General features: G+C 65.3%; 22 protein-coding genes. 7 read left to right on the forward strand and 15 right to left on the reverse strand.

Annotated features, from left to right (window positions below):
• Window positions 1–43: 43 nt before the first annotated feature.
• From edd to QQK63_RS11440, 9 genes are all read right to left on the reverse strand, one after another.
• Window positions 44–1,849, reverse strand: coding sequence for a phosphogluconate dehydratase (gene edd, locus QQK63_RS11400; protein ID WP_277822841.1), 1,806 nt, complete (start codon window positions 1,847–1,849; stop codon window positions 44–46).
• Between the two features lie 92 nt (window positions 1,850–1,941).
• Window positions 1,942–2,118 carry a hypothetical protein gene (locus tag QQK63_RS11405; protein WP_277822844.1) on the reverse strand — a complete coding sequence of 59 codons (177 nt, stop codon included), beginning with the start codon at window positions 2,116–2,118 and terminating at the stop codon, window positions 1,942–1,944.
• A gap of 253 nt (window positions 2,119–2,371) precedes the next feature.
• The gene (locus tag QQK63_RS11410; RefSeq protein ID WP_277822846.1) at window positions 2,372–2,668 is read right to left on the reverse strand and encodes a hypothetical protein; all 297 of its coding nucleotides are present in this window, start codon (window positions 2,666–2,668) and stop codon (window positions 2,372–2,374) included.
• Window positions 2,669–2,807: 139 nt separating this feature from the next.
• Window positions 2,808–3,077, reverse strand: a complete 270-nt coding sequence (locus tag QQK63_RS11415) for a hypothetical protein (protein ID WP_277822848.1) — start codon at window positions 3,075–3,077, stop codon at window positions 2,808–2,810.
• Window positions 3,078–3,414: 337 nt separating this feature from the next.
• Window positions 3,415–4,548 carry an ABC transporter ATP-binding protein gene (locus QQK63_RS11420; protein ID WP_277822850.1) on the reverse strand — a complete coding sequence of 378 codons (1,134 nt, stop codon included), beginning with the start codon at window positions 4,546–4,548 and terminating at the stop codon, window positions 3,415–3,417.
• 31 nt (window positions 4,549–4,579) lie between these two features.
• Window positions 4,580–6,244, reverse strand: a complete 1,665-nt coding sequence (locus tag QQK63_RS11425) for an alpha-glucosidase (RefSeq protein WP_277822852.1) — start codon at window positions 6,242–6,244, stop codon at window positions 4,580–4,582.
• A 22-nt stretch (window positions 6,245–6,266) separates the two neighbouring features.
• Entirely contained in the window at window positions 6,267–7,490 is a 1,224-nt protein-coding gene (locus QQK63_RS11430; protein ID WP_277822854.1) for a carbohydrate ABC transporter permease, read from the reverse strand.
• A gap of 14 nt (window positions 7,491–7,504) precedes the next feature.
• The gene (locus QQK63_RS11435; RefSeq protein WP_277822856.1) at window positions 7,505–8,497 is read right to left on the reverse strand and encodes a carbohydrate ABC transporter permease; all 993 of its coding nucleotides are present in this window, start codon (window positions 8,495–8,497) and stop codon (window positions 7,505–7,507) included.
• Window positions 8,498–8,630: 133 nt separating this feature from the next.
• Complete coding sequence (locus QQK63_RS11440) at window positions 8,631–9,974, reverse strand: ABC transporter substrate-binding protein (protein WP_277822858.1); 1,344 nt, start codon at window positions 9,972–9,974, stop codon at window positions 8,631–8,633.
• A gap of 248 nt (window positions 9,975–10,222) precedes the next feature.
• Here QQK63_RS11440 and QQK63_RS11445 point away from each other — a divergent pair, with 248 nt between their 5' ends.
• From QQK63_RS11445 to QQK63_RS11455, 3 genes are read left to right on the forward strand one after another with little or no spacing between them, the layout of a single operon-like run.
• Window positions 10,223–11,245, forward strand: a complete 1,023-nt coding sequence (locus QQK63_RS11445) for a substrate-binding domain-containing protein (protein WP_277822860.1) — start codon at window positions 10,223–10,225, stop codon at window positions 11,243–11,245.
• A 12-nt stretch (window positions 11,246–11,257) separates the two neighbouring features.
• Window positions 11,258–12,571, forward strand: coding sequence for a GH1 family beta-glucosidase (locus QQK63_RS11450; protein ID WP_277822862.1), 1,314 nt, complete (start codon window positions 11,258–11,260; stop codon window positions 12,569–12,571).
• Window positions 12,572–12,610: 39 nt separating this feature from the next.
• Entirely contained in the window at window positions 12,611–13,570 is a 960-nt protein-coding gene (locus QQK63_RS11455; RefSeq protein ID WP_277822864.1) for a glucokinase, read from the forward strand.
• A gap of 139 nt (window positions 13,571–13,709) precedes the next feature.
• Here QQK63_RS11455 and QQK63_RS11460 read toward each other — a convergent pair whose 3' ends face one another.
• On the reverse strand, window positions 13,710–14,168 hold the full coding sequence (locus QQK63_RS11460; RefSeq protein WP_277822866.1) for an Lrp/AsnC family transcriptional regulator: 459 nt from the start codon (window positions 14,166–14,168) through the stop codon (window positions 13,710–13,712).
• A 130-nt stretch (window positions 14,169–14,298) separates the two neighbouring features.
• Here QQK63_RS11460 and putA point away from each other — a divergent pair, with 130 nt between their 5' ends.
• Window positions 14,299–17,760: a bifunctional proline dehydrogenase/L-glutamate gamma-semialdehyde dehydrogenase PutA gene (gene putA / locus QQK63_RS11465; protein WP_277822868.1), complete on the forward strand. Its 3,462-nt coding sequence runs from the start codon at window positions 14,299–14,301 to the stop codon at window positions 17,758–17,760.
• A gap of 4 nt (window positions 17,761–17,764) precedes the next feature.
• On the opposite strand, the gene ccmE is transcribed toward putA, so the two are convergent.
• The 4 genes from ccmE to speB form a co-directional block, all read right to left on the reverse strand.
• A complete protein-coding gene (ccmE, locus tag QQK63_RS11470; protein ID WP_277822870.1) occupies window positions 17,765–18,220 on the reverse strand; it encodes a cytochrome c maturation protein CcmE in 456 nt (151 codons plus the stop codon).
• A 178-nt stretch (window positions 18,221–18,398) separates the two neighbouring features.
• Window positions 18,399–19,214: a glutamate racemase gene (locus QQK63_RS11475; protein ID WP_277822872.1), complete on the reverse strand. Its 816-nt coding sequence runs from the start codon at window positions 19,212–19,214 to the stop codon at window positions 18,399–18,401.
• Complete coding sequence (locus tag QQK63_RS11480; protein WP_277822874.1) at window positions 19,214–20,158, reverse strand: lysophospholipid acyltransferase family protein; 945 nt, start codon at window positions 20,156–20,158, stop codon at window positions 19,214–19,216. Before QQK63_RS11480 ends, QQK63_RS11475 begins: the two co-directional genes overlap by 1 nt.
• Before the next feature lie 73 nt (window positions 20,159–20,231).
• A complete protein-coding gene (gene speB / locus QQK63_RS11485) occupies window positions 20,232–21,194 on the reverse strand; it encodes an agmatinase (RefSeq protein ID WP_277822876.1) in 963 nt (320 codons plus the stop codon).
• A 188-nt stretch (window positions 21,195–21,382) separates the two neighbouring features.
• Between speB and QQK63_RS11490 the strand changes: the two genes are divergently transcribed.
• A complete protein-coding gene (locus QQK63_RS11490; protein WP_277822878.1) occupies window positions 21,383–21,901 on the forward strand; it encodes a flavin reductase family protein in 519 nt (172 codons plus the stop codon).
• A gap of 135 nt (window positions 21,902–22,036) precedes the next feature.
• Here the strand turns inward: QQK63_RS11490 and QQK63_RS11495 are convergent, their stop codons facing one another.
• A complete protein-coding gene (locus QQK63_RS11495) occupies window positions 22,037–23,203 on the reverse strand; it encodes a M20 aminoacylase family protein (RefSeq protein WP_277822880.1) in 1,167 nt (388 codons plus the stop codon).
• 67 nt (window positions 23,204–23,270) lie between these two features.
• Here QQK63_RS11495 and mazG point away from each other — a divergent pair, with 67 nt between their 5' ends.
• Both mazG and QQK63_RS11505 read left to right on the forward strand, forming a co-directional pair.
• The gene (gene mazG / locus QQK63_RS11500) at window positions 23,271–24,071 is read left to right on the forward strand and encodes a nucleoside triphosphate pyrophosphohydrolase (RefSeq protein WP_277822882.1); all 801 of its coding nucleotides are present in this window, start codon (window positions 23,271–23,273) and stop codon (window positions 24,069–24,071) included.
• A 90-nt stretch (window positions 24,072–24,161) separates the two neighbouring features.
• Window positions 24,162–25,076, forward strand: coding sequence for a DMT family transporter (locus tag QQK63_RS11505; RefSeq protein WP_277822884.1), 915 nt, complete (start codon window positions 24,162–24,164; stop codon window positions 25,074–25,076).
• Window positions 25,077–25,189: the final 113 nt, after the last annotated feature.

Raw genomic sequence — 25,189 nt, forward strand, 5'->3', positions numbered from 1 at the left:
CTTGCATCCGTATTTGGGGGAAGATGAAAGGAGGAGGTATCGCCTAGACCACGACGCCCGCGCCTTCGCTCGCGGGGCCTGCGGTGCGGCGGAAGATCTCGAACATCTCGCGGCCCACACCGTGGGAATTGGCGGAGAGATCCGGGGTTGCAGGCGTCCGGTCGGCCACGCCCTCGGTCAGCACCTCGAGCTTTCCATGGGCGGCATCGACGCGGATCACGTCGCCGTCGCGCAGTTTGCCGATCAGCCCGCCGTCCAGTGCCTCGGGCGCGACATGGATGGCGGAGGGGACCTTTCCGCTCGCGCCCGACATGCGGCCATCGGTGACAAGCGCCACCTTGTGCCCGCGATCTTGCAACACGGCCAGGATCGGGGTCAGGGCGTGAAGTTCCGGCATCCCGTTGGCCTTGGGCCCCTGGAACCGGACCACGACGATGACATCGCGGTCGAGTTCCTTGTTCTGGAATGCTTTTTTCACATCGGACTGATCTTCGAAAACGGCTGCGGGCGCTTCGACCATATGGCGTTCCGGGGCGACGGCGGAGACCTTCATCACACCCCGTCCAAGATTGCCGACCAGTTCGACAAGGCCGCCCTGCGGCTGGAACGGATCGCGGGCGGGGCGCAAGATGCGGTCGTTCAGCGTCTCGCGCGGACCCTCGGTCCAGGTGATCGCGCCATCCGTCAGGCGGGGTTCCTGCGCGTAGAGAGACAGGCCCTGCCCCGCCACCGTCTTGGTGTCGGGGTGGAGGAGGCCCGCGTCGAGCAGGTCGCCGATCATGTAAGCCAAACCGCCCGCAGCGTGGAAATGGTTCACATCCGCCAGGCCATTGGGATAGACCCGCGCCATGAGCGGCGTGGCGGCCGAGATATCAGCGAAATCGGCGGGGTCGAGGATCACGCCTGCCGCCCGCGCCATGGCGACGAGATGGATGACGAGGTTGGTGGAGCCGCCCGTCGCCATCAGCCCCACGATCCCGTTCACGAAGGCCTTTTCGTCGAGGATATCGCAGACGGGCGTATAGGCATTGCCAAGCGCGGTGATGGCCGCGGCCCGTTCGGTCGCGGCATCGGTCAGCGCATCGCGGAGCGGCGTGCCGGGGTTCACGAAGCTGGCGCCGGGCAGGTGCAGCCCCATGAATTCCATCAGCATCTGGTTGGAATTGGCCGTGCCGTAGAAGGTGCAGGTGCCAGGCCCATGGTAGCTGGCCATTTCGGCGGCCATCAGCGCGTCGCGCCCGACCTCGCCGGCGGCGAATTGCTGGCGCACCTTCGATTTCTCGTCATTGGGAAGGCCCGAGGTCATCGGACCCGCGGGCACGAAAATGCCGGGCAGGTAGCCGAAGGTGGCCGCCGCGATGATCAGCCCCGGCACGATCTTGTCGCAGACGCCCAGATACATGGCCGCGTCAAACGTGTTGTGGGAGAGCGCCACGCCTGTGGCCAGCGCGATCACGTCGCGCGAGAAGAGCGACAGTTCCATCCCCACCTGGCCTTGGGTGACGCCATCGCACATGGCAGGCACGCCGCCCGCGACCTGTGCGGTGGCACCGGCACGGCGGGCCGCGTCCTTGATCCGGTCCGGGTAATCCTTGAACGGCTGATGTGCCGACAGCATGTCGTTATAGGCCGTGACGATCCCGATATTGGGCGCGCGCGCGTCCACCAGCGCGTCCTTGTCCCCCTCCATCGCGGCATAGGCATGGGCCTGGTTGCCGCAGGTCAGATGCGCGCGGCGCGGCCCGTCCTGCGCGAGGCGGCGCATCCGGTCGAGATAGGTTCCGCGCGGCCCGGCCGAGCGCGCGATGATGCGATCCGTGACGGCGGCGATCCGGTCGTCAAGCGCCATGTGCCCAATCCCCTGTTTTCGAGTCGGGGTCGGTGTATCATGTTAGCGCTAACAATACCAGAGGGGGGGGCCTTAGGAAGACGCGGACCCCGTCACTCGGCACATTCGAAATGCAGATGGGTCGCGGAGGGTGCGGATACGAGGCGGGTCTCCGAAGCACCTTGGGCTGCGCAAAGTTCCCGCGTCCGGAATTCCGCCACTTCCGCGAAGCCGGGCGGCGGTTCCGACGTGAGCGAGGAATAGGCGACCTGACCATCCTGCATCATCATCGTTTCGGCACCCGAGGAAACCGGTGCCTGTGGCGCCCGCCAATCCGGAAACAAAATCCCGCAATTTCCGAGCGACATCACGAGGACAAGTGCGAACACGGTTCTGGCGGGACGAGATGATGGACCGTGCGGCACGATGAACCCCCTTGAAACAGACTTTTGCGCGCATGCGAGCAGGTGCGCGCTCCTTGCCCTGGCACCGACGCAGATCTGGGGCCCGAAAGCTCCGCCGGCGCCTGCATGGCCGCGTCCCCTATTGGCTGGGACAGGCGACTTCCTGCATGACGATCCGCGCCTCCTGCACCAACGTGCGACGTTCCTCGTAGACGGGAGGCGTCTCGCGCAATTCCAGCACGCCCGTGGTCCGCCGGAAATAGTATTGAACGGCGGGCGTAACGAGAACTTCCTCGACATGGTATTGCGCGGGCACCTGCACCTCGCGGTAGCAAGCGATCCGGCGGTCCGTGTCGCGCGCTTGAACGGCAACCTCCTGCGTTCCGTTCGCCATTGAAATCGATGGTGTCACCATGACGACCCCAATCGTAGCCATGAGCCACTTCATTTCTCACCTCGATAAAAACAATTCGACTCCGACACGTTGAAATGTGGAGAAGGTTTTAATTTGGTGAGAAATTGACCTTTTCTTGTCGGAAGGGGAATTGCCCCCCTTCCGACGGATGTGGGTCGGCCTACCGGCAGGCGGCAGGGCGGTTCACGTACCGCTCAGGCCTGGTTTCATGGCGCACCTCGACGTAGACGGCGGGATAGTGCATGCGAACGGCTTGTCCGTTGCGGTGCTCCCATTCCGTGCGGGCCGGACGCACGAGTTCTTCACGCACCGAATATTGTGCCGGCACGAGAACCGTATCATAGCAGGCGACGACTTCGCCCTCCCATGCTTGGGCGGACGATGTGGCAGCGACGACTGCGAATGCGACAATGAAGGATTTTTTGAACATACTGTTCCCCCATAAACTACAACGAGATCAGGGTAACAGCGGATTGCCAGCGACAAATCAAAAATTGCACCGAGCTGGCAAATAATTTTTATCCATAATTCAATGCCTTGAGATGGGCACCCCCTCCGCCCGAATGAAAGATGCGTGCCACTGTTTCCATGCGCTGAACAATCGCGCCATTTTGACAGATCGTAGCCATTCAGAAAACGATGAGGTGATTCGGCCTTTGCGAGGAATGTGGCGTAATTAGGGCGGCGCCATGGAATGTCCGCGCCCCCTCGCTGAACAGCGACAGTCCGCTCATGCCTTTGGCCCCGCCGGCCTCGGAACCGCCGCATCAATGCGGCTGAACGCCGGGAAGGAAAACCTTTTCGTCCCTGTGCAGGAGCGAGATGCCATCCTTGAAGACATGCACCTTTTCCGGTTTTGCCGTCAGGCGCACGGCTTTGCCGCGCAAGCCGGGATGGATGCCGGCAAGCTTGCCGATCACGGGGTCGTTTTCGGGGGCGGATTTCTGGAAATAGAGCAGCGTGACCTCGCCCAAGGCTTCGGTGATCTCGACCTTGGCCTCGTAGGCGTAGGTGTCGCCGTCGGTCGCATCCATATCCTCGGGGCGGATGCCGACCTGCACGGCGGCGCCCATGTCGCTGTCGCGCGAAGGGTAATGCGAAGTGATCTGCCCTGCCCCTTCGTCGAGCTCCAGCACCGTGGTCTCGCCGGTGCCCACGATCTTGCCCGACAAAAGGTTCATGGCCGGGCTGCCGATGAATTGCGCGACGAAGGTGGAATTGGGCCGCTCGTAGAGGTCGAGGGGCGTGCCGACCTGCGCGATGCCGCCGCCCGCCAGAACCACGATGCGGGTGGCCAGCGTCATCGCCTCCACCTGGTCGTGGGTGACGTAGATCATGGTGCTGTCGGGCATCTGTTCCTTGAGCTGCGCGATCTCGATCCGGGTGGCGACACGCAGCGCCGCATCGAGGTTCGAGAGCGGTTCGTCGAAGAGATAGACCTTGGGGTCGCGTACGATGGAGCGCCCGATCGCCACCCGCTGCCGCTGCCCGCCCGAGAGCGCCTTGGGCAGGCGGTCGAGGAAATTGGTCAGTTGCAGCTTTTCGGCCGCCGCCCGCACCTTCTTGTCGATGGTGGCTTGGTCGAACTTGGCGATGCGCAGGGAAAACGCCATGTTCTCATAGACGGTCATATGCGGGTAGAGCGCGTAGGACTGGAACACCATGGCGATGCCGCGCTGGCTGGGCGGCACGTCGTTCACCACTTGCCCGTCGATCTCCAGCGTCCCGCCCGAGATCTTTTCCAGCCCTGCGATCATCCGCAGAAGCGTGGATTTCCCGCAGCCCGATGGGCCCACGAAAACGATCAGCTCGCCCGTTTCGATATCGAGGTTGATGTCGCTCAGCACGCGGACGGTGCCGCCATAGACCTTTTCGACATCGGTCAGCTTCAGTTCGGCCATTGTCCCCGTCTCCTCCCTCGTGTGTCCCGTCTCAGGCCGTTTCGGCCGCCGCGAAATAGCCCTGCCAGGCGGGCAGCGTCACCTTGTCCGTTCCGGCGTCGTGGATGGCCGCGAAAGGGCCGCCCTTGTCTTGGCGCCACGCCCCCTCGGGCAGGGTGACGGATGCGGCCGCATCGCCGAGGTTGAAGGCGCAGAAAAGGCGCTGTTCCCCGTGGCTGCGCAGGAAGCTGACGACGCTGCCCTCGGCCTTCAGCTCGCTCAAATCCCCTTTGGACAGTGCATCCCAGGCCTGCCGGAACCCGATCATCTTGCGATAGAATTGCAGCGTGCTGTCCTCGTCCGCTGCCTGTGCACCGACCGAGCGTTGCAGATGTTCCACCGCCACCGGCAGCCACGGTTTTTGATCCGAGAAGCCGCCGTTCTGGTTGTCGGAAATCCACGGCATCGGCGTGCGGCATCCGTCGCGGCCCTTGAACTTGGGCCAGAAGCGGATGCCGTAGGGGTCCTGCAAATCCTCGTAGGAAACATAGGCCTCGGTCAGGCCCAGTTCCTCGCCCTGGTAGAGGCAGACCGAACCGCGCAAGCTGAGCAAAAGCGCGGCATAGGCCCGGCGCGCCTCTTCGCCGAGGTTCCAGCGGCTGGCGTGGCGGACCACGTCATGGTTGGAAAAGGCCCAGCAGGCCCAGCCATCCCCGATCTTGTCCTCGTAGTCCTGCAACACCTCGACCACGCGGTCGGGCGTGGGCGTGATGCCCGACAGGAATTCGAAGGAATAGCACATATGCACCTTGTCGCCGCCCGAGGTGTATTGCGCCTGAAGCTCCATGCCGCGCTGCGCATCGCCCACTTCGCCCACCGCCGTCGCGGCCGGGTATTCATCAAGCAGCGCACGGAACCGGCGCAGGAACTCGAGGTTCTCGGGCTGGTTCTTGTCGTAGAGGTGTTCTTGCCAGTTGTAGGGGTTCACCTCGGGCGCGATGGTCGCGTTGCGCCGTTCGGGCGCGAGCGCGGGATTGTCGCGCAATTCGGGGTCGTGGAAATAGAAGTTGATCGTGTCGAGCCGGAACCCGTCGACGCCGCGGTCGAGCCAGAAGCGCGCGATCGATAGCAGTTCATCTTGAACCTCGGGATTGTGGAGGTTCAGGTCGGGCTGCTCTTTCAGGAAGTTGTGCAAGAAATACTGCATCCGGTCGCCCGACCATTCCCAGGCCGAGCCGCCGAAGATCGACAGCCAGTTGTTGGGCGGGCTGCCATCGGGCTTGGCGTCGGCCCAGACGTACCAATCCGCCTTGGGATTGTCGCGGCTTGTCTGGCTTTCGTGGAACCACGGATGCTGGTTCGAGGTATGCGACAGCACAAGATCGATCAGCACCCGCAGGCCCAATTCATGCGCGCGCGAGATCAGCGCGTCGAAATCGCCAAGGCTGCCGAACATCGGATCGACATCGCGGTAATCGCTGACGTCATAGCCGAAATCGAGCATGGGCGAGCGGAAGAAGGGGCTGATCCAGATCGCATCGACGCCCAGCTCGGCGATGTAGCCCAAGCGGTGGATGATCCCCGCAAGGTCGCCCACGCCGTCATGATTGCTGTCTTGATAGCTGCGCGGGTAGATCTGGTAGACCACCGCGCCGCGCCACCAGTCGCGGTCGGGAGCAAGAACATGTTCGGGCTTGAGATCCTGCATAAGGTTCATGGCAGGGCAATCTTTCCTTGGGTTATTTCACCGATCCGGCCAAGAGGCCGCGGACCAGGTATCGTTGCATGGTGAAGAAGACGACGAGCGGCACGGCGATCATGACGAAGGCCGCGGCGGCAAGAATGTGCCATTCGCCCCCGCGCGACCCCAGAAGCGAGGTGACGACAAAGCGCGTCATGACGGTGCTTTCGGTGTTGGAGGGCAGGAAGACCGAGGCGACGAGCAGGTCGTTCCACGTCCACAGGAACTGGAAGATCGCGAAACTGGCCAGCGCGGGGAAGGACAAAGGCAGCACGATCTTGCGGAAGATCTCGAAATCGGTGGCCCCGTCGACCTTGGCGCATTCGATGATGTCGCGCGGCAGGCCGACCATGTAATTCCTGAGCAGGTAGACCGCGAGTGGCAGGCCGAACCCCGTATGGGCAAGCCAGATGCCGAGGAAGCTTTTGCCGATGCCGAACCATTCGTGGATGATGGTGATCGGCACGAAGGCCAGTTGCAACGGCACGACCAGAAGGCCCACCACCATGGCGATCAGGAACCCGCGCCCGGGGAAATCCATCCACGCCAGCGCATAGGCCGCAAAGGCCGCGATCACGATGGGAATGACAGTGGCGGGAATGGCGACGGTCAGGGTGTTGACGAAAGGCCCGAACAACGCCTCGTCCGAGAACAAGAGGCGGTCCAGCGTCGTGCCCTCTTCGCGCAGCGCCGCGCGTTCCTCGGCCGTGGTGTCGGTCAGGACCTCGGCGTAATTCTCGACCGTCATCTGCGGCGGGGCGACCAGCGACACGGGGATCGACAGGTCGGACAATTCCTCGGGCGCAGTGGCACGCAGGCTGCCATCGGTCTCGATCGTCACGGCGACGCCTTGCCGGGTTTCCACCGTTTCGCCTGCGGGCGTATCGGCCCCGCGCAACCGGCTGACGCCGAAGGCATCGACCGCGCGGCGGTCCACGACCGATTGAGGAAGGTCTGCGGCGGCGACCTCGAAGATGTTGGTCTCGAGCAGCCAGGTGCCGCCGTCGATCTGGCGCTGCCCGTCGACCGGGATCGACAAGACATAGGGCTGTGGTGCCCCTTGCAGCGCGCGCCACCAGCCCGATTGCGAAATCGCGTCCTGATCGCGGAAGGATGTCACCAAAAGGCCCAGCGTCGGGATGATCCACAACAGCACAAGAAGCGCCGTGGCGAGATGGGTGGCGATGGAAAGGCCCGATTTCTGGCCGGCGATATTGTCCATTGTGCCCCCTCCCCTCAGCGCATCTCGGCGCGCGACTGGCGGATGTTCCAGATCATCACCGGCAGGACCAGCACCATGATGATCACGGAAATCGCCGTGGCGAAGCCGTAATTCCCGCTGTCGAAGCTCTGCATCATCTGCGTCGGCAGGATCTCGACGTTGCGGTACTGGTTCCCCATCGCGGCCACGATGTCATAGACCTTGAGCACGAGGATCGTGATCGTGGTCCAGACCACGAGGATCGTGGGCATGATCTGCGGCACCTTGATCTTGAAAAAGATCTGGAACGGGTTGGCCCCGTCCACGATGGCCGCCTCGATCGTATCCTCGGGCACGCCGCGCAGCGCCGCCGACAAGATCACCATGGCAAAGCCCGTCTGGATCCAGATCAGCACCACCATCAACCAGAAACTGTCGACGATATCGCCGTCGATGAAGGTCCGCCCGCCTTCGGCCCCGAATGTCGCGCGGATCGCGTTCAGGATGCCGATTTCCGGGTCGGGGTGGTAGACGAAGGACCAGATCAGCGAGGCGCCCACGAAACTGATCGCCATGGGCATGAAGACCAGGGATTTCGCGATATTGCCCCAAGACAGGCGGTCGGTCAGCTGCGCCGCCAGAAGCCCGATGAATGTCGAGGCCGAGGGCACGACCAGCACCCAGAGGAAATTGTTCAAAAGCGCGATGCGGAATTCCGGGTTCGACAAAACGGCCACGTAATTGGCCAGAGGACCGCGCGCGGCAAGATCGGACGAAGCGAAGGACGATACCGAGAGCCACGCCGAATAGAAGACCGGCACCACGAGGTAGAGACCCAAGGCAAAGACTGCCGGAAAGACGAAAAGCCACGGCCGGATCGCCGTCGCGCGCCGCACGTTGCGGCCGATATTCTCGCCCTTGGCGGGAAAAAGCACCTTATCGAGCAGGTAGTTCGAGAGCCAGAAATAGGCGATCATGCCGCCTACCCCGATCAGGATCGTGATCAGGCCTGTTACGATGATCGGCATCGCGTCTTACCTCCCCGAGTTGAACGTGCTGATGTCTGCGGGGCGCGCGGGACTGTCCGGTCCGCCTTCCCTGCGCCTTCAGGGCTGTGCCGGGCACCTGCACGAGGCGCCCGGCACGTCTGTGTCAGGTCCGTCAGCGGATCGCGGTCCAGGTCTCCTGGATACGTCCGGCCTCACCCGCGGCATCGCCCGTGCGCAGGTATTCCACCATGCCGGTCCAGAAGGCGCCCGCGCCGATTTCAGCCGGCATCAGGTCGGAAGCATCGAACCGGAAGGACGTGGCGCCAAGCAGGATCTCGCCCATGCCGCGCAGCGTGTCGTCACCGTAAAGGCTGGTATCGACGCCCGTATGCGGCGTGAGGAAGCCCGACTGCGCCATCCAGATCTCGTGCGCGATAGGGGTCTTGAGGAATTCGATCATCACGCGAGACGCCTCGCTGTCCTCGGTGATGGCCCAGACGGTACCGGCACCCAGAACCGGGCTTCCCAGATCCTCGGCGGCGAAGGGCGGGAAGTAGAAGAAGTCGAAATCCGCGCCTTCGGGGAAGAAGGTGGGAATGAACGAGGCCTGACGGTGCATAAGGCAGGTCGGCGGCACGGAAAAGACGCCATCCGGGCTGTCGCGGAAGTCGGTCGCCACGACCTGCGCGGGCGACATGCCGGTGTAGTCCTCGTTGCGCGCAAAGGACCCGAAGACCTCGATCGCGTTTACGATGCGCTCGTCGTTGAAGGGAATGTCGTTGGCCACCCACTGGTCATAGACCTCGAGCGGTTGGGTGCGCAGCATGATATCCTCGACCCAGTCGGTCGCGGGCCAGCCGGTCGCGTCGCCCGAGCCCACACCGATGCACCAAGGCGCGATGCCCTCGGCCACCGCTGCGTCGCTCAACGCGATCAGGTCTTCCATGGTCTCGGGGATCTCGAAGCCAAGTTCCTCGAAGACCGCGGGCGAATACCAGACCAGCGATTTCACGTCGACCTTGTAGAAAAAGCCGTTCAGCGCCTCGCCACCCGCCTGCGCGTTCTCGCCAGTGGCCAGATCGACCCAGGACTCGCCCGCCGCATAATTCTCGGCGATCCATGCCGCATCCGCGTCGCTCAGCGGCGCGATGCTGCCTTGGCGGGCGAGGTCGGCCAGAAGGCCCGGCTGCGGAATGACCGCGATATTGGGCAGGCCGCCCGTTTGCGCGGCCCGGCGCAGTTCGGCTTCGAAACTGTCGGAGCCTGCATATTCGACCGTCGCACCGGTGGCGGCGGTGAAGTAGGCGAAGACCGAGTTCACGAGATCACGGTCGCCACTCAGCCACGGGCCGGACACGGTGACCGTCTGCCCGGTCAGGTCATGGGCGGCCGCGAATTCCTCGTAGCTGGCCCAGTTGAAGCCGCCTTCACCCGGCGCGAAGACAAGATCTTGCGCCTGTGCGCCAGCGGCGGTGATCGCCAGCACGGCCGCGCTGGCGTAAAGACTGCGTTTCATGGTTTCCTCCCAGATCTGCCGGGTACGCCGGCCTGTTCACATACCCAGTCGCAAATTTTAAAGCGCTTTGGGTTGCCCACACAGTTTCGGATGCAAGCGAGTCTGTCAATCCGCGAAACCGGAGACCTTGGAATTTATGGGTTATCTCGCAGGTGCAGCATTTTTGAGCTGTCGAGAATCTTTGACATTCCGTCTTTGGCAGGTCTAGCCTCGACCGGCATTCAAACCGCTTTGGCCGATCATTCATCATGAATCTCAAGGAGCTGGCGGCAGCCCTCAACCTCAGCCAGACCACCGTCAGCCGCGCGCTGAACGGCTATCCCGAGGTGCGCGAGGAAACCCGCGCCCGGGTTCTGGCCGCCGCAAAGGCCGCACATTACGCCCCCAACAGCCGCGCCCGCAGGCTGGCGACGGGCCGCGCCATGACCATCGGCCATGTGATCCCCCTGACCGGGCGCGCCGAGATGGTGAACCCGATCTTTGCCGATTTCCTGATCGGCGCGGGCGAGGTCTATGCCCGCGAAGGCTATGACCTTTTGCTGTCGATGGTCACGGACGGGGACACCGACAAGGCCTTTCGTCAATTGGCCGCCAACGGCTCGGTCGACGGGGTGATGGTGCAGGCACCGCAGGACAACGACCCTCGGATCGCGCTCCTCAAGGAACTGGACCTGCCCTTTCTAGTCCATGGCCGCACCGGCGACGCCAAGGGCTACAGCTGGCTCGACATCGCCAATATCCGCGCTTTCCGCCGCGCGACAGATTTCTTGCTCGATCTGGGGCATACGCGCATCGCGCTCCTGAACGGGCAGGCGAATTTCGATTTCGCCCAACGCCGTCTCAAGGGCTATACCGAGGCGCACGAGGCGCGCGGCCTTGCCCCCCTGCCCCATCTTTTGGCCAATGACGCAATGACCGAAAGCTTCGGCTATCTCACGGCCAGCGCCATGCTGGACGGGCCGGAGCCGCCCACCGCCTTCCTCGCCTCCTCCGTCATCATCGCCATCGGCATCCGGCGGGCAGCCGCCGACCGGGGGTTGCGGCTGGGCCGCGACCTGTCGGTGATCTGCCACGACGACGAATTGAGCTACCTCAACAACGACGTGGGCGGCCCCGCCTTCACCGCCACCCGATCCTCGATCCGGGCGGCGGGGCGGCGCTGCGCGGAGATGCTGATCGACCTGATCCGCAATCCGGAGCGGCCGCCGCTTCAGGAATTGTGGGATGTCGACCTGACCGTAGGCCAATCGACCGGCCCCTGCCCCCGCTGAGAGAGGACCAAGATGCAATTCCAGCGCAGCGATTTCCCCGAAGGCTTTCTCTTCGGGGTCGCCACCTCGTCCTACCAGATCGAGGGGCATGGTTTCGGCGGCGCGGGCCCGACCCATTGGGACAGTTTCGCCGCCACGCCCGGCAACGTGGTGCGCGCCGAACATGGCGCGCGCGCCTGCGACCATTATCACCGCTGGGAGGAAGACCTCGACCTGATCCGCGACCTCGGGGCCGATGTCTACCGCTTCTCGACCAGTTGGGCGCGGGTGCTGCCCGAAGGGACCGGACAGGCCAATGCCGAAGGTCTCGATTTCTACGACCGGCTTGTCGACGGGATGCTTGCGCGCGGGATCAAGCCGGCCGCGACGCTCTATCATTGGGAATTGCCTCAGCCCCTTGCCGACAAGGGCGGATGGCGCAATGCCGACATGCCCGATTGGTTCGCCGATTACACCCATACGATGATGTCCCGCATCGGCGACCGTGTCTGGTCCGCGGCCCCGATCAACGAGCCGTGGTGCGTGGGCTGGCTGTCTCATTTCGACGGCGTCCATGCGCCGGGCCTGCGCGACATCCGCGCCACCGCACGCGCGATGCATCATGTTCTGGTCAGCCATGGCCGCGCCATCGAAGTGATGCGGGCCTTGGGCATGTCCAACCTTGGCGCGGTGTGCAATTTCGAATGGGCCACCCCAGCCAGCGACGCACCCGAGGATATTGCCGCCGCCACCCGCTACGACGCGATCTACAATCGCTTCTTTGCCGGTGGTTTGTTCAAGCGTGCCTATCCCGTCGAGGTGCTGGAGGGGTTGGAGCCGCATCTGCCCAAGGGCTGGCAGGAAGATTTCGACACGATCCGCGCGCCGATCGACTGGCTGGGCGTGAATTATTATACAAGAAAGCTTATCCGCCACGCCGATGGCCCCTGGCCCAATTACGCCGAGGCCCCGACGCGCCTGCCGCTGACCCAGATGGGATGGGAGATCTATCCCGATGGATTGCGCGATTTCCTGATCCGTAACGCGGCCGAATATTCCGGCGACCTGCCGATCCATGTGACCGAAAACGGCATGGCCAATCCCGATGCGGCCGATCAGCCCGACGCGGCGCGCATCGCCTATCTCGATGCGCATCTGCGCGCGGTTCAGGCCGCCATCGACGCAGGTGCGCCGGTTGCGGGCTATTACGTCTGGTCGCTGATGGACAATTATGAATGGTCGCTCGGCTATGAAAAGCGGTTCGGGCTTGTCCATGTCGACTTCGACAGCTTGGCAAGGACGCCCAAAGCGTCCTATCACGCGCTCGCGCGCTGGTGGCGCGGATAGGCTTTTGCGCGCTTGTGGCGCGACTGGGAACGGAACAAGATGACGGATCTGACGGGCGAGACGGGCTTCAGCCTCGTCGCCGATATCGGCGGCACCAACACCCGTGTCGCCTTGGCGCGCGGTCCCATGGTCGACCGCGCCACCGTCACGCGCTACGCCAATGCCGAACATGCCGACCTGTCCGAGGTCCTTGGGCGCTACTTGTCGGAAAAGGGCGTCACCGACCGCCAGATCGCGGGCGTCTGCGTCGCCGCGGCCGGGCCCGTCCATGACGGCGTGGCGACGCTCACCAATCTGGATTGGCGCATCGACCGCGAAAGCCTTGGCCAACGCCTCAGCGCCGAGAAGGTCGCGGTTCTGAACGACCTGCAGGCGCAAGGCCATGCCATCGGCAACATCGACCCTGCCGACCTGCAAGAGATCGTGCCGCAGCCGCCCGCCTCCGATCTGGCAGCGAAACTCGTCATCGGCCTTGGCACCGGCTTCAACGCCTGCCCGGTCTTCGACACGGCAGGGGGCCGTTTCGTCCCCCCCTCCGAGGCCGGCCATGTCAGCCTGCCCTCGTGTGGCGGCGCGATGCAGGTGCTGGTCGAGGCGATGCGCAAGGACCACGGCTTCGCCTCGGTCGAAGAGGCCCTGTCGGGGCGCGGCATCAGCTATCTGCACCGCGTCCTGCATGGCGAAACCGTGGAACCCGCCGCGATCATGGAGCGTCTGGACAAGGGCGAGACACGCGCGACCGAAACCGGGCGCGCCTTTGTGCAGGTGATGGGGACGGTCGTGGGCGACCTCGCCCTCAGCCACCTGCCCTTTGGCGGCATCTACCTTGTGGGTGGTGTCACCCGCGCCTTCGCGCCGTGGCTTGGTCAATTCGACATGGTGGGCGCGATGCGGGCCAAGGGGCGGTTCTCGGGTTTCATGGAGCAATTCGGGGTATTCGTGGTCAAGGATGACTACGCCGCCCTGACGGGATGTGCCTCGCATCTTTCGCGGCTTTGACAAAGTATGGGGGCGCTGCCCCCGTCGCCAGAGGCGACGAAGCTGAAGATAGGGGGCTCCGCCCCCGTCGCCTTCGGCGCCTCCCCCGGAGTTTTTCGGCCAAGATGAAGGGGCGGGCCGCGTTGACCTTGATTTTCGGTTAAAGCACCGCGTCCTTGACCGCCTGCATCGACACATGTGTCGAGGTGGAGGCGACATGGGGCAGGTTCGACACGACCTCGGCCAGGATGTCGCGATAGGCGCGCATGTCGCGGCAACGGATCTTCATCAGGTAGTCGAACTGACCCGCGATCAGATGGCATTGCTCGATCTCGGGCACATCTCGCACCGCCGCGTTGAAGGCCGTCAGCGCGGGTTCGCGTGTATCGGTCAGGCGCACCTCGACAAAGGCGACATGTTCCAGTTCCAACCGCGCGGGATCGAGCAGCGCGCGGTAGCCGAGGATATACCCCTGCGCCTCCAGCCGCCTGAGCCGCGCCTGTGTCGGGCTTTTCGATAGACCGATCCGGCGGGCCAATTCCGTCACCGGCAGGCGGCCGTTGCGCGACACCTCGGCCAGAAGCTTGCGGTCAAAATCGTCCAGGGGGCTGTCCTGCATCCGGTTTTCCATATTTTCGCCCGTTATTTTCGAATTTTTTGGACGTTATGGCTGTTATCGGATCAATTCAAGGAAAACCGCCTGCGATACAGGTGGTAATGTGGGATATCACCCCGTCAGGAACGCCGCCATGCCGCTCGACCGTCCCGCCCCCGCCCTTGCCCCGTTGCGCGATGCGATCCGCGCCGCCCGCCTTGCCCCCGAAGGCCCCGCCCTGGCCGCGTTGATCGCGGCCCATGGCCCCGATGCCGATCTGCGCGACCGGGCGAACCGGCGCGGCGCGGCGCTGGTCGAACAATTGCGCGCCGACCGCAGCCCGGGCCTGATGGAAGTGTTTCTTGCCGAATATGGCCTTTCGACCAAGGAAGGCGTAGCGCTGATGTGTTTGGCAGAGGCGCTGTTGCGTGTGCCCGATGCCGCCACGATGGATGCGCTGATCGAGGACAAGATCGCGCCGTCCGAATGGGGCGCGCATTTGGGGCATTCTGCCTCGCCGCTGGTCAATGCCTCCACCTGGGCGCTGATGCTGACGGGCCGCGTGTTGCAAGATGGCGAGGGGATGGCGGGTGTTCTCAAGGGCGCGCTGCGGCGTCTGGGCGAACCCGTGATCCGGGCCGCTGTGGCCCGCGCCATGCGCGAAATGGGCCAGCATTTCGTGCTGGGCCAAACCATGACCGAGGCCATGGCCCGCGCCGCCGGGCAAGAGGCGCGCGGCTATGCCTATTCCTATGACATGCTGGGCGAGGCCGCGATGACCGCCCGCGATGCCCATGTCTATTTCGAGGCCTATCGCGGCGCGATCCGGGCGCTTGCCCCCGCCTGCAAAACCCCGGACGTCCGCCGCAATCCCGGCATCTCGGTCAAGCTGTCGGCGCTGTTTCCGCGCTACGAACAGGGCCAGCGCGACCGGGTGATGGCCGAGCTTGTGCCGCGCCTCGTGGCCTTGGCGGAGGAGGCGCGCGCGCTGCACATCGGGCTCAGCATCGATGCCGAGGAGGCGGACCGCCTTGACCTGTCGCTTGACGTGATCGCGGCGGCACTGGCCGATCCCACTCTGGCAGGCTGGGACGGGTTCGGCATCGTCGTGCAGGCCTATGGCAAGCGCGCGGGCGCGGTGATCGACTGGCTCCATGCGCTGGCCACGCACCATGACCGGCGCATCATGCTGCGGCTGGTCAAGGGCGCCTATTGGGACACCGAGATCAAGCGCGCGCAGGTCGCGGGACTGAAGGATTTCCCGGTCTGGACCCGCAAACCCGCCACCGATGCCGCCTATCTGTGCCTTGCCCGCAAGCTTCTGGGCCTGACCGACCGCATCTTTCCGCAATTCGCCACCCATAACGCCCATACCGTGGCCGCCATTCTCGAGATGGGCGGCGATCACGACGCCTATGAATTCCAGCGCCTGCACGGCATGGGCGAGGCGCTGCATGAACTGGTGCGCAAGGGCAACGGCCCGCGCTGCCGGATCTACGCGCCGGTGGGCAAGCATCGCGATCTTTTGGCCTATCTCGTGCGGCGCTTGCTGGAAAACGGGGCGAATTCCAGCTTCGTGAACCAGGTGCTGGACACATCCGTTCCCGCCCAAACCGTCGCCCGCGATCCGTTTGCGGCGCTCGATGCCGCGCGGCCTGCGGCGGTCATCTCCCCGCCCGAGCTTTTTGCCCCCGATCGCCGCAATTCCATGGGCTTCGACCTGACCGATCCCGCCACGCTGTCGCGGATCGAGGCGGCGCGCGCACCCTTTGCCGCCGCGACATGGACGGCCGGGCCGCTCCTTGCGGGCGATGTGACGGGCGGCGCGGTCTGGGTCGTGACCAATCCCGCGACACAGGCCGAGACGGTGGGTCATCTGACCGTTGCCGCGCCCGCCGATATCGAAACGGCGCTTTCCGCCGCGCGGCCGTGGTCCGCCCCCGTCAACGAACGCGCGGCGGCCCTCAACCGCGCCGCCGATCTCTACGAGGCGCAATTTGGCGAGATTTTCGCGCTTCTGGCGCGCGAAGCGGGCAAGACCCTGCCCGATGCCGTGGGCGAATTGCGCGAAGCGGTGGATTTCCTGCGCTATTACGCCGTGGAGGCGCAGGGCCTGACTGCCCCCGCGCGCGGCATCTTCGCCTGCATCAGCCCGTGGAATTTCCCGCTGGCGATCTTCACGGGCCAGATCGCGGCGGCCTTGGCTGCGGGCAATGGCGTGATCGCCAAACCGGCCGAGGCGACGGGGCTGATCGCCCATCTGGCCACGCGGCTCCTGCACGAGGCGGGCGTGCCGCATGACGCGCTGCAGCTGTTGCCGGGCGCGGGCGCGGATGTGGGCGCGGCGCTCACCTCGGACCCGCGCATCGCGGGCGTGTGTTTCACGGGCTCCACCGAAACGGCGCAGGCAATCAACCGCACCATCGCAACCCATCTCGATCCCGCCGCGCCCCTCATCGCCGAAACAGGCGGGCTGAACGCGATGATCGTCGACAGCACCGCGCTACCTGAACAGGCGGTGCGCGACATCGTCGCCTCCGCCTTCCAATCGGCGGGCCAACGCTGTTCGGCGCTCCGCATCCTCTATGTGCAGGAAGATGTAGCCGCGCCGCTTCTCGAGATGTTGCAAGGCGCGATGGAAGAATTGCGCCTTGGCGATCCTTGGGCCCTCTCGACCGATATCGGCCCGGTGATCGATGCAAAGGCCAAGGCGGGCATCATCGCCCATATCGAAAGGGCAAGGGCCGAGGGGCGGGTTCTGGCCGAATTGACCGCACCGACGGGCGGCACATTCGTGCCCCCCACCATCTTGCGCCTGCAAGGCGGCATCGCCGCGCTCGAGCGCGAGATTTTCGGTCCCGTCCTCCATGTGGCAACCTACCGCGCCGAACAACTGGAGCAGGTCATCGCCGCCGTGAACGCGCGCGGCTTCGGCCTGACTTTCGGGATGCACAGCCGCATCGACGACCGGGTGCAGGCCGTGGCCACCGCGATCCGGGTGGGCAACACCTATATCAACCGCAACCAGATCGGCGCGGTCGTGGGCAGCCAGCCTTTCGGCGGCGAGGGGCTTTCAGGCACCGGCCCCAAGGCGGGCGGCCCGGCCTATTTGCCGCGCTTCACACAAAGCGTGCCGGGACTGGCAAGCTCCGCACCCGATGGAACAGAAGACCGCGTGACGCTGTCCCGCGCGCTGGCCGCGCTTCCCGATCCAAGAGACCGGACGCTGTCGGCCCATACGCTGCCGGGCCCGACGGGGGAATCGAACCGCCTGAGCACGCATCCGCGCGGCCGTGTCCTATGCCTCGGGCCGGGGATCGAGGCCGCCGCGGCGCAAAAACGCGCGGCAGAGGCCGCTGGATGCACGGCGCTGGCCGTGGCTGGCCATGTGCCGCCGGAATGGCTGGCCGATCTCGACGCGCTCGATGCCGTGGTGCTGTGGGCGGATGCCGACACCGCCCGCCCCTATGCGCAGGCGTTGGCGTCCCGCAAAGGCGCGATCGTGCCCTTGGTGACCGAGGCCGAACCGGCCCCGCGCCTCACCCTAGAACGGCAGCTGTGCATCGACACCACGGCTGCGCGCGGCAACGCCGCGCTTCTGGCAGGGAACGGATGACCGATCAGCTATCCGGGCGGCTGCTGTAATCGCCGCGGTAGCCCCCGGCCTCCAGCGCCTCGGTCACTTCGGCGGGCATGTAGGTCTCGTCGTGGCGGGCAAGGATCTCGGTCGCCACAAAGGTGCCATCGACCAGCCGCCCGGTGCCCACCATGCCCTCGCCCTCGCCAAACAGGTCGGGCAGGATGCCTGTGTAGGTCACGGGGATCGAGGCACCGCCATCCGTCACCAGAAAGGTGATCGTCTCGCCCGCGTCGCGCACCAGCGACCCTTCCTCGACCATGCCGCCGATCCGGAACACCTCGGTCGCGGGCGGCGGGTTCGCCACCACCTCAGACGGCGGGCGGAAGAAATTGATCCCGTCGCGCATCGCATAGCCGATCAGGCCCGCCGACAGCGCAAGCGCGGCGGTGGCCACCATGATGATCTGGATCCGGCGTTGTTTCTTCAGGCCGCGCATGGCTGGCGCTCTCCTCTCGCTCGCATGGGGATGCTGGCGCACCCCGGTCTCCGGCCCCTGCCCGACCAATGAAACCCATATGTGAGCCTAGCACCCCGCCCTGTCGAGGGGCAGGTGCCAAATCGCAGCAGCAAAACACCCATCCCGCTGATCACAAAGCCGCAAACAGCGCACAGGTTCAGGTTGCCGCCTCGAACTCGATCCGGCGGCGCAGGAATTGCGTGGCCTTGTTCGACACCGATTTCGGATCACCCGAGGTCAGGAATTTGGAGTGCCCGCCCGCGCCGATCTTGTCGGGATGCCGGCCAAGGTAATCGGCCAGCGCCTCCGCCACGAGATTGGGTTGCGAATAGACCGCCACATCGGGGCCAAGCGCCTCTCGGAACACCTCTTCGACCAGCGGATAATGCGTACAGCCAAGGATCGCGGCCTGCGGTTTCGGCATCCGGCGCATCAGGGCCTCCACATGGGACCGGACCAAGGCATCGGCCAGGATCATGTCACCCATCTCGATCGCATCGACGACACCGGCGCAGGGCTGCGCCTCCACATCGACGCCGATGGCGCGAAAGGCCAATTCGCGCTGAAAGGCGCGGCTCGAGACCGTCGCGGGCGTGGCGAACAGGGCCACGGTCTGCACCGCCACCGGGCGCGGCGGGGAATTGTCGCCCCATTTGCGCTCGGTCAGGGCCTCGATCAGCGGCACGAAGACGCCCAGCACCCGCTTGCCCTCGGGAACCCAGCCTTCCTGCATCCGCCTGAGCGCCGCGGCCGAGGCCGTGTTGCACGCGAGGATCACGAGGTCACAGCCCTCGTCGAACAGGATCTGCACGCCCCGCGTCGTCAGGTCGTAGATATCCTCGGCGTCGCGCACGCCGTAAGGCGCATGGGCATTGTCCCCGAAATAGACAAGCGGCACCTCGGGCAACCGCCGCACCACCGCATCCAGCACCGTCAGCCCGCCAAGGCCGCTGTCGAAAATGCCCACTGCCATCAGTATCTGTCCTTCAATCCACCCAGAACCCGGCCCTGCCGGGCCTCGGGATCGCGGTGGCGTTCCTCGAATTCGAAACCGCGCTGCCGCCCGTCCACGGGTTTCGGGCTCAACGCATAGGTGGTTTCGCGCAGGAACTCCATCATGGCCTTGGGGTCCTTGGCATGCGCCTCCAGCGCCGCGCGCGGGATCGGCTGGCCGATCACCACCTCCACCGGGCTGTTCACCCGTGCCCTGAATTCCTTGATCAACAGACCCATCCGCAACGTGGTGTGCAGGTGGCTCATCAACTGGAAGAGCCGCGAATTGTGGCCATCGAAAAACACCGGCACGACCGTGGCCTCGGATTTGGCGATCATCTTGGCGGTGAAACTGCGCCAGCCCGGATCCATCGGCCGCCCGAAAGGCCGCGCCGCCGTCGACACCGTTCCCCCCGGAAAGATGCCGATCGCGCCGCCATCGGCCAGATAGGCCAGCGCATGCTTGCGGGTCTGAAGGTTGAGCGCCAGCGCCTCCTTCGTGTCGTCGAAGGAGATCGGCAAGATCACCCGGTTGATATCCTCCGCCTTGCGAAAGATCCGATGCGCCATGATGCGGAAATCGCCGCGCACAAAGCTCAGGATATGACCCATCATCAACCCGTCGAGGATGCCGTAGGGATGATTGGCGATCAGAACCAGCGGCCCCTCGCGCGGGATCAGGTCCAGCGATCCGCCCACGACCCGCAATTCCAGCCCGTAGCGCTCGACGATCACCTGCCAGAAATCGCGCCCCTGCGCGACCTCGGCATCATAGCCCTCGGCCCGCTTGATCAGCGAAATCCGCCCCGTCGCATTCTCCATCACCCGGATCAGGGCCCGCCCGCCCCGCGACGCGGCCGAAGACGCGTAGGAGATCTCGCGCGCCACCGCGCGCTGCTCATCGGTCACACGGCGTCGCGGCATCCCGGCCAGTCCTCACGCGAAAAGCAAACCCTGACCAAGCTCTAGTGCCCATGCCCGAGTCGGTCCAGCACCCTCAGCGCCGCGTCCAGCCCCAAAGACAGATCAGTTCCATCGCCACATGCGCCCCCGCGACCGCCGTCATCAGGGCATGGTCATAGGGCGGCGAGACCTCGACCACATCCCCGCCCACCAGGTTGATCCCCGCCAGCCCCCGGAGCAGCGCCGCCGCCTGCGCGCTCGACAACCCGCCCCAGACCGGCGTGCCGGTGCCGGGCGCAAAGGCCGGGTCCAGCCCGTCGATGTCGAAACTCAGATAGACCGGGGCCGCGCCCACCCGCGCCTTCAGATCCGCCGCCACGGCGGCGGCCCCGCGCGCATGCACCTCGGCCGCGTCATGGATATGGATGCCCAGGTTGTCCTCGACCACCGTGCGGATGCCCACATGGGCGGAGCGCGCCACATCGATCAGCCCCTCCTGCACCGCCGTGTAGCAAAACGTCCCGTGATCGATCCGCGCCGGATCGTCATCGCGCCAGGTATCGGTATGCGCATCCACCTGAATCAGCGCCAAGGGCCCGTGTTTTTGCGCATGCGCCCGCAAGAGCGGCAGCGTCACCGAATGATCGCCGCCCAAGACGATACATCCCGCCCCCGCGCTCAAAATCCCTGCCACATGCGCCTCGATCCGCGCAGGCACATCGCCGGTATGGGCATAGTCAAAGGCCATGTCGCCGTAATCGGCGATGGCAAAGCGCTCCAGCGGCGAAAACCCGTCCCAGCCATAGGGCGGATCGAAAGGTTGCAGGCTCGACGCCTCCCGGATCGCCCGCGGCCCCAGCCGCGCGCCCGGCCGGTTCGTCACCGCCTGGTCAAAGGGAATGCCCGTGACCGCCAGATCGACTCCGGCCAGATCCTTGGTGTAGCGCCGCCTCAGGAAACTGGTCGCCCCGGCAAAGGCATTCTCGAAGGCCAATCCCTTCAAATCCGCCCGGCCAAAGGCCCCGTCCACCTCGGATTTCGCGTCTTCCAGCGCCATGGCTCATCCTCCGTCCGGCAGCACTCCTGCACATGGGCCTGCCGCGTCGTGAAAAGAAACGCAATCCCCGCCGTGACTTTCCCGGCCTTGCCCCTAGCTGGCGCTTCAGGCAGGAACGCCTGCGCAGACCGCCAAAAGCCGCGCAGCAGCAGAACCCGCGCGAAAAGCGCGGCAGCAGGAGACAGGCGATGATCGATGCGAAAACCGATGCCGAGGCGCTGCGCGCGGCCTTTCTCGACGGGATGAGCCGGGCTGCCGCCTCCGTCTCGGTCGTCACCACCGATGGGCCTGCGGGCCGCGCGGGCGTCACCGTCTCGGCCATGACCTCGATCTCGGCCGATGGCCCCGCGCCCACCATGCTCACCTGCCTCAACGCGACCTCCTCGGCGCTGCCCATGGTGCTCGAAAACGGCTGTTTCGCGATCAACGTACTGCGCACCGGCCAAACCGACATTTCCGATGTCTTCTCCTCGCGCCGCCCGGCCCCCGGCGGGGACAAGTTCAACGCGGTCCTGATCGAAACGCTCGTCACCGGCGCGCCCTGCCTGTCCGAGGCGCTGGTCAGCTTCGATTGCCGCCTCGTCTCGGCCGAGCGCGTGGGCACGCATCACATCTGCATCGGCGCGGTTCAGGCCGTGCGCACCACCCCCGACGGCAGCCCGCTCCTGTACGGCATGCGCCGCTACCTGCGCCCCGAGGATCACTGAGCACCCAAGGCGCCCCGCCCGACACCCCCTAAAACCCAGCCCCCCTTCATCTTGGCCGAAAAACTCCGGGGGAGTCGCCAAAGGCGACGGGGGCAGAGCCCCCTCATTGTCGCAGGAAAATTCGCCCCCGCGGCGTCAGCCGCCGACGGGTGCCGCCCGTTCCGCCAACCGCGCCAGCAGGCTTGCACCGATCGGCAGAACCTCGTCGTTGAACTCGAATTTGGGGTGATGCAGCCCCGCCCCCGGCCCGGCGCCAAGAAACAGGTAGGCCCCGGGCCGCGCCTCGAGCATATAGGCGAAATCCTCCGCCCCCATCTCGCGCCCGGCCTGCCCCTCGACCAGCGCCTCGCCCACCACCTCGCCCGCCACTTCGGCGGCGAAAGCCGCGCGCGCGGGATCGTTCACCGTGGCAGGATATCCCACCGCGTAATCGAGCGCAGCCTCGACCCCGAAACTCGCCGCTTGACCCGCCACGATCTCCTCCATCCGGCGCATCACCATGGCCTGCACTTCCGGGTCGAAGGTCCGCACCGTCCCGTTGATCATCGCGCTTCCGGGGATCACGTTGTCCGTTGTCCCGGCATGGATCTGCGTCACCGATACGACCAGTTCCTGCATCGCATGATGGTTGCGCGACACGATGGTCTGGATCGCCTGCACCATCGACACCGCCGCCGGGATCGGGTCGGCGGTCTCGTGCGGCATCGCCCCATGCCCGCCACGCCCCTCGATCCGGATGGTGAACTCATCCACCGCCGCCATGATCGGCCCGGGCGTGGTCAGAATGCGCCCCAGTTCCAGTCCCGGCACATTGTGCAGCGCATAGACCTCCGCGATGTCGAAGCGCTCCATGATCCCTTCCTCGACCATGACGCCCGCTCCGCCCCCATCCTCTTCCGCAGGCTGAAAGATCAGCGCGACCTTGCCGCGAAAATTCCGCGTCTCCGCAAGGTAGCTCGCCGCGCCCAGCAGCATCGCGGTATGCCCGTCATGCCCGCAGGCATGCATCCGCCCGGCATTGGTCGAGGCATGGGGCAATCCCGTCTCCTCGGTCATCGGCAGCGCGTCCATGTCTGCGCGCAAACCCACGACAGGCCCCGGCCCACGGCCCTCGATGATGGCGACGATGCCGGTCTGCGCGATCCCCTCGTGGATCTCGTCCACCCCGATCTCGCGCAGCCGTGCCGCGACGAAGGCCGCCGTCTCGTGACAGGCAAAGCCGATCTCGGGATGGGCATGCAGGTGGCGGCGCCATTCGGTCATCTGCGGATGCAGCCCCGCGATGCGGTTGAGGATCGGCATGGCTGGACTCCTTGCGCAGGCTTTTGTCTAACCGCTCCATCCCTGACCCAAAGCCCCGGCCCGTGCAATGGATGACCTGACCCACCTGCCCCCGCTCGACCGCCTGCGCGCCATCATGGCCGCCTTGCGCGATCCGGCCACGGGCTGCCCCTGGGACGTGGAACAGACCTTCGCCACCATCGCCCCCTACACGATCGAGGAAGCCTACGAGGTCTCAGACGCGATCGAGCGGCAGGATTGGGCGGAACTCAAGGGCGAATTGGGCGATCTTCTCTTCCAGTCGGTCTTTCACGCCCGCATGGCCGAGGAAGCGGGGCTTTTCGATCTCGACGACGTCGCAACCGCCATTTCCGACAAGATGATCGCGCGTCACCCCCATGTCTTCGGCAGCGACAGCAACGCCAAATCCGCCGAACAGCAGGTCGCCGATTGGGAAAGCGTCAAGGCCGCCGAACGCGCCGCCAAGGCGCGCGGCGGCGTGCTCGACGACGTGGCGCTCGGCCTGCCCGCCCTCATGCGCGCCGAGAAGCTGCAAAAACGCGCCGCCCGCGTCGGTTTCGACTGGCCCGACATCGGCCATGTCGTGGACAAGATCGCCGAGGAGGCCCGCGAACTGGCCGAGGCGCGCGACACCCTCCCTAAGGACAAGATCGAAGAGGAAATGGGCGATCTCCTGTTCGTCATGGCCAATCTCGCCCGTCACCTCAAGGTGGACCCCGAAACCGCGCTGCGCCGCGCGAATACCAAGTTCACCCGCCGCTTCGCCTTCATCGAGGCCGAACTTGCAGCCCGCGGAAAACGCCCCGAGGACAGCGACCTGCCCGAGATGGACGCACTCTGGGACGAGGCCAAGGCCCTTGGTCTGTGATCCTTCGCGCGCTGGTCGATCTCGCGCGGCGCGCCATATCATGCTCGCCACGGGGCGCTCCCCGACCCAGATTTCAGGATGCGTTCCCGCATGACCGATAACCCCACCGCCCCGATCGCTCCGCCCGCCCCGAACCGGCCGCTCCGTGCGGCGGTCTGGATGCTGGGCGCGATCGTGGCCTTTTCGGCCATGGCCGTGGCGGGCCGCGCGGCCTCCTTCGAACTCGACACCTTCGAAATGATGACCTACCGCTCGATGATCGGGCTGGTCGTGGTGCTGGTGGTGGCTAGCGTGGCGGGCACACTCAACCAGGTGACGCTGCGCCATCAGCGCGTCCACTGGCTGCGCAACCTCGCCCATTTCACCGGCCAGAACCTGTGGTTTTACGCCATCACCGTGGCCCCCCTCGCCCTCGTCTTCGCGCTTGAATTCACCTCGCCGCTCTGGACCATGCTGCTTGCCGCGCTGTTTCTGGGCGAGCGGCTCACATGGTGGAAAGCCGCAGCGGGGCTTTTGGGCTTTGTCGGGATCCTCACGGTGGTCCAGCCGGGCGCGCAGGCCATCAACATGGGCATGATCGCCGCCGCCGTGGCCGCGATCTTCTTTGCCACCACCGCGATCTTCACCAAGCGCCTCACGCGGACCGAGACGATCACCTGCATCCTGTTCTGGCTGACCACGATCCAGCTGGTGGTCGGCCTTGCCGCCTGCCTTTGGGACGGCGACATGGCGATACCATCGCCCGCGATGCTGCCGTGGCTGCTCGTGATCGGTCTGGGCGGCCTGACCGCGCATTTCTGCCTGACCAACGCGCTGTCCATCGCGCCCGCCTCGATCGTGATGCCCATGGATTTCGCCCGCCTGCCCGCCATCGCGGTCGTGGGCGTCGTGCTTTATGCCGAACCGCTGGAATGGGGCGTGATTCTTGGCGCGGCGCTGATCTTTGCGGCCAACTACCTCAACATCCTGACCAGCCAGCGCGCAGCGCGCCGGTCGGGACTGTAGCGAAATCGTCACATTCCCCCCGGTGGAAGCCTTCTCGAAAGTGCGTGACGCAGCGGAAGAATTGACCAGCCCCGACCTTTGGCCGCTTATCTCGACCCCAGAACCAAGGGACA

The sequence above is a fragment of the Roseicyclus marinus genome (assembly GCF_030163795.1).
Taxonomy (GTDB): Bacteria; Pseudomonadota; Alphaproteobacteria; order Rhodobacterales; family Rhodobacteraceae; genus Roseicyclus; species Roseicyclus marinus.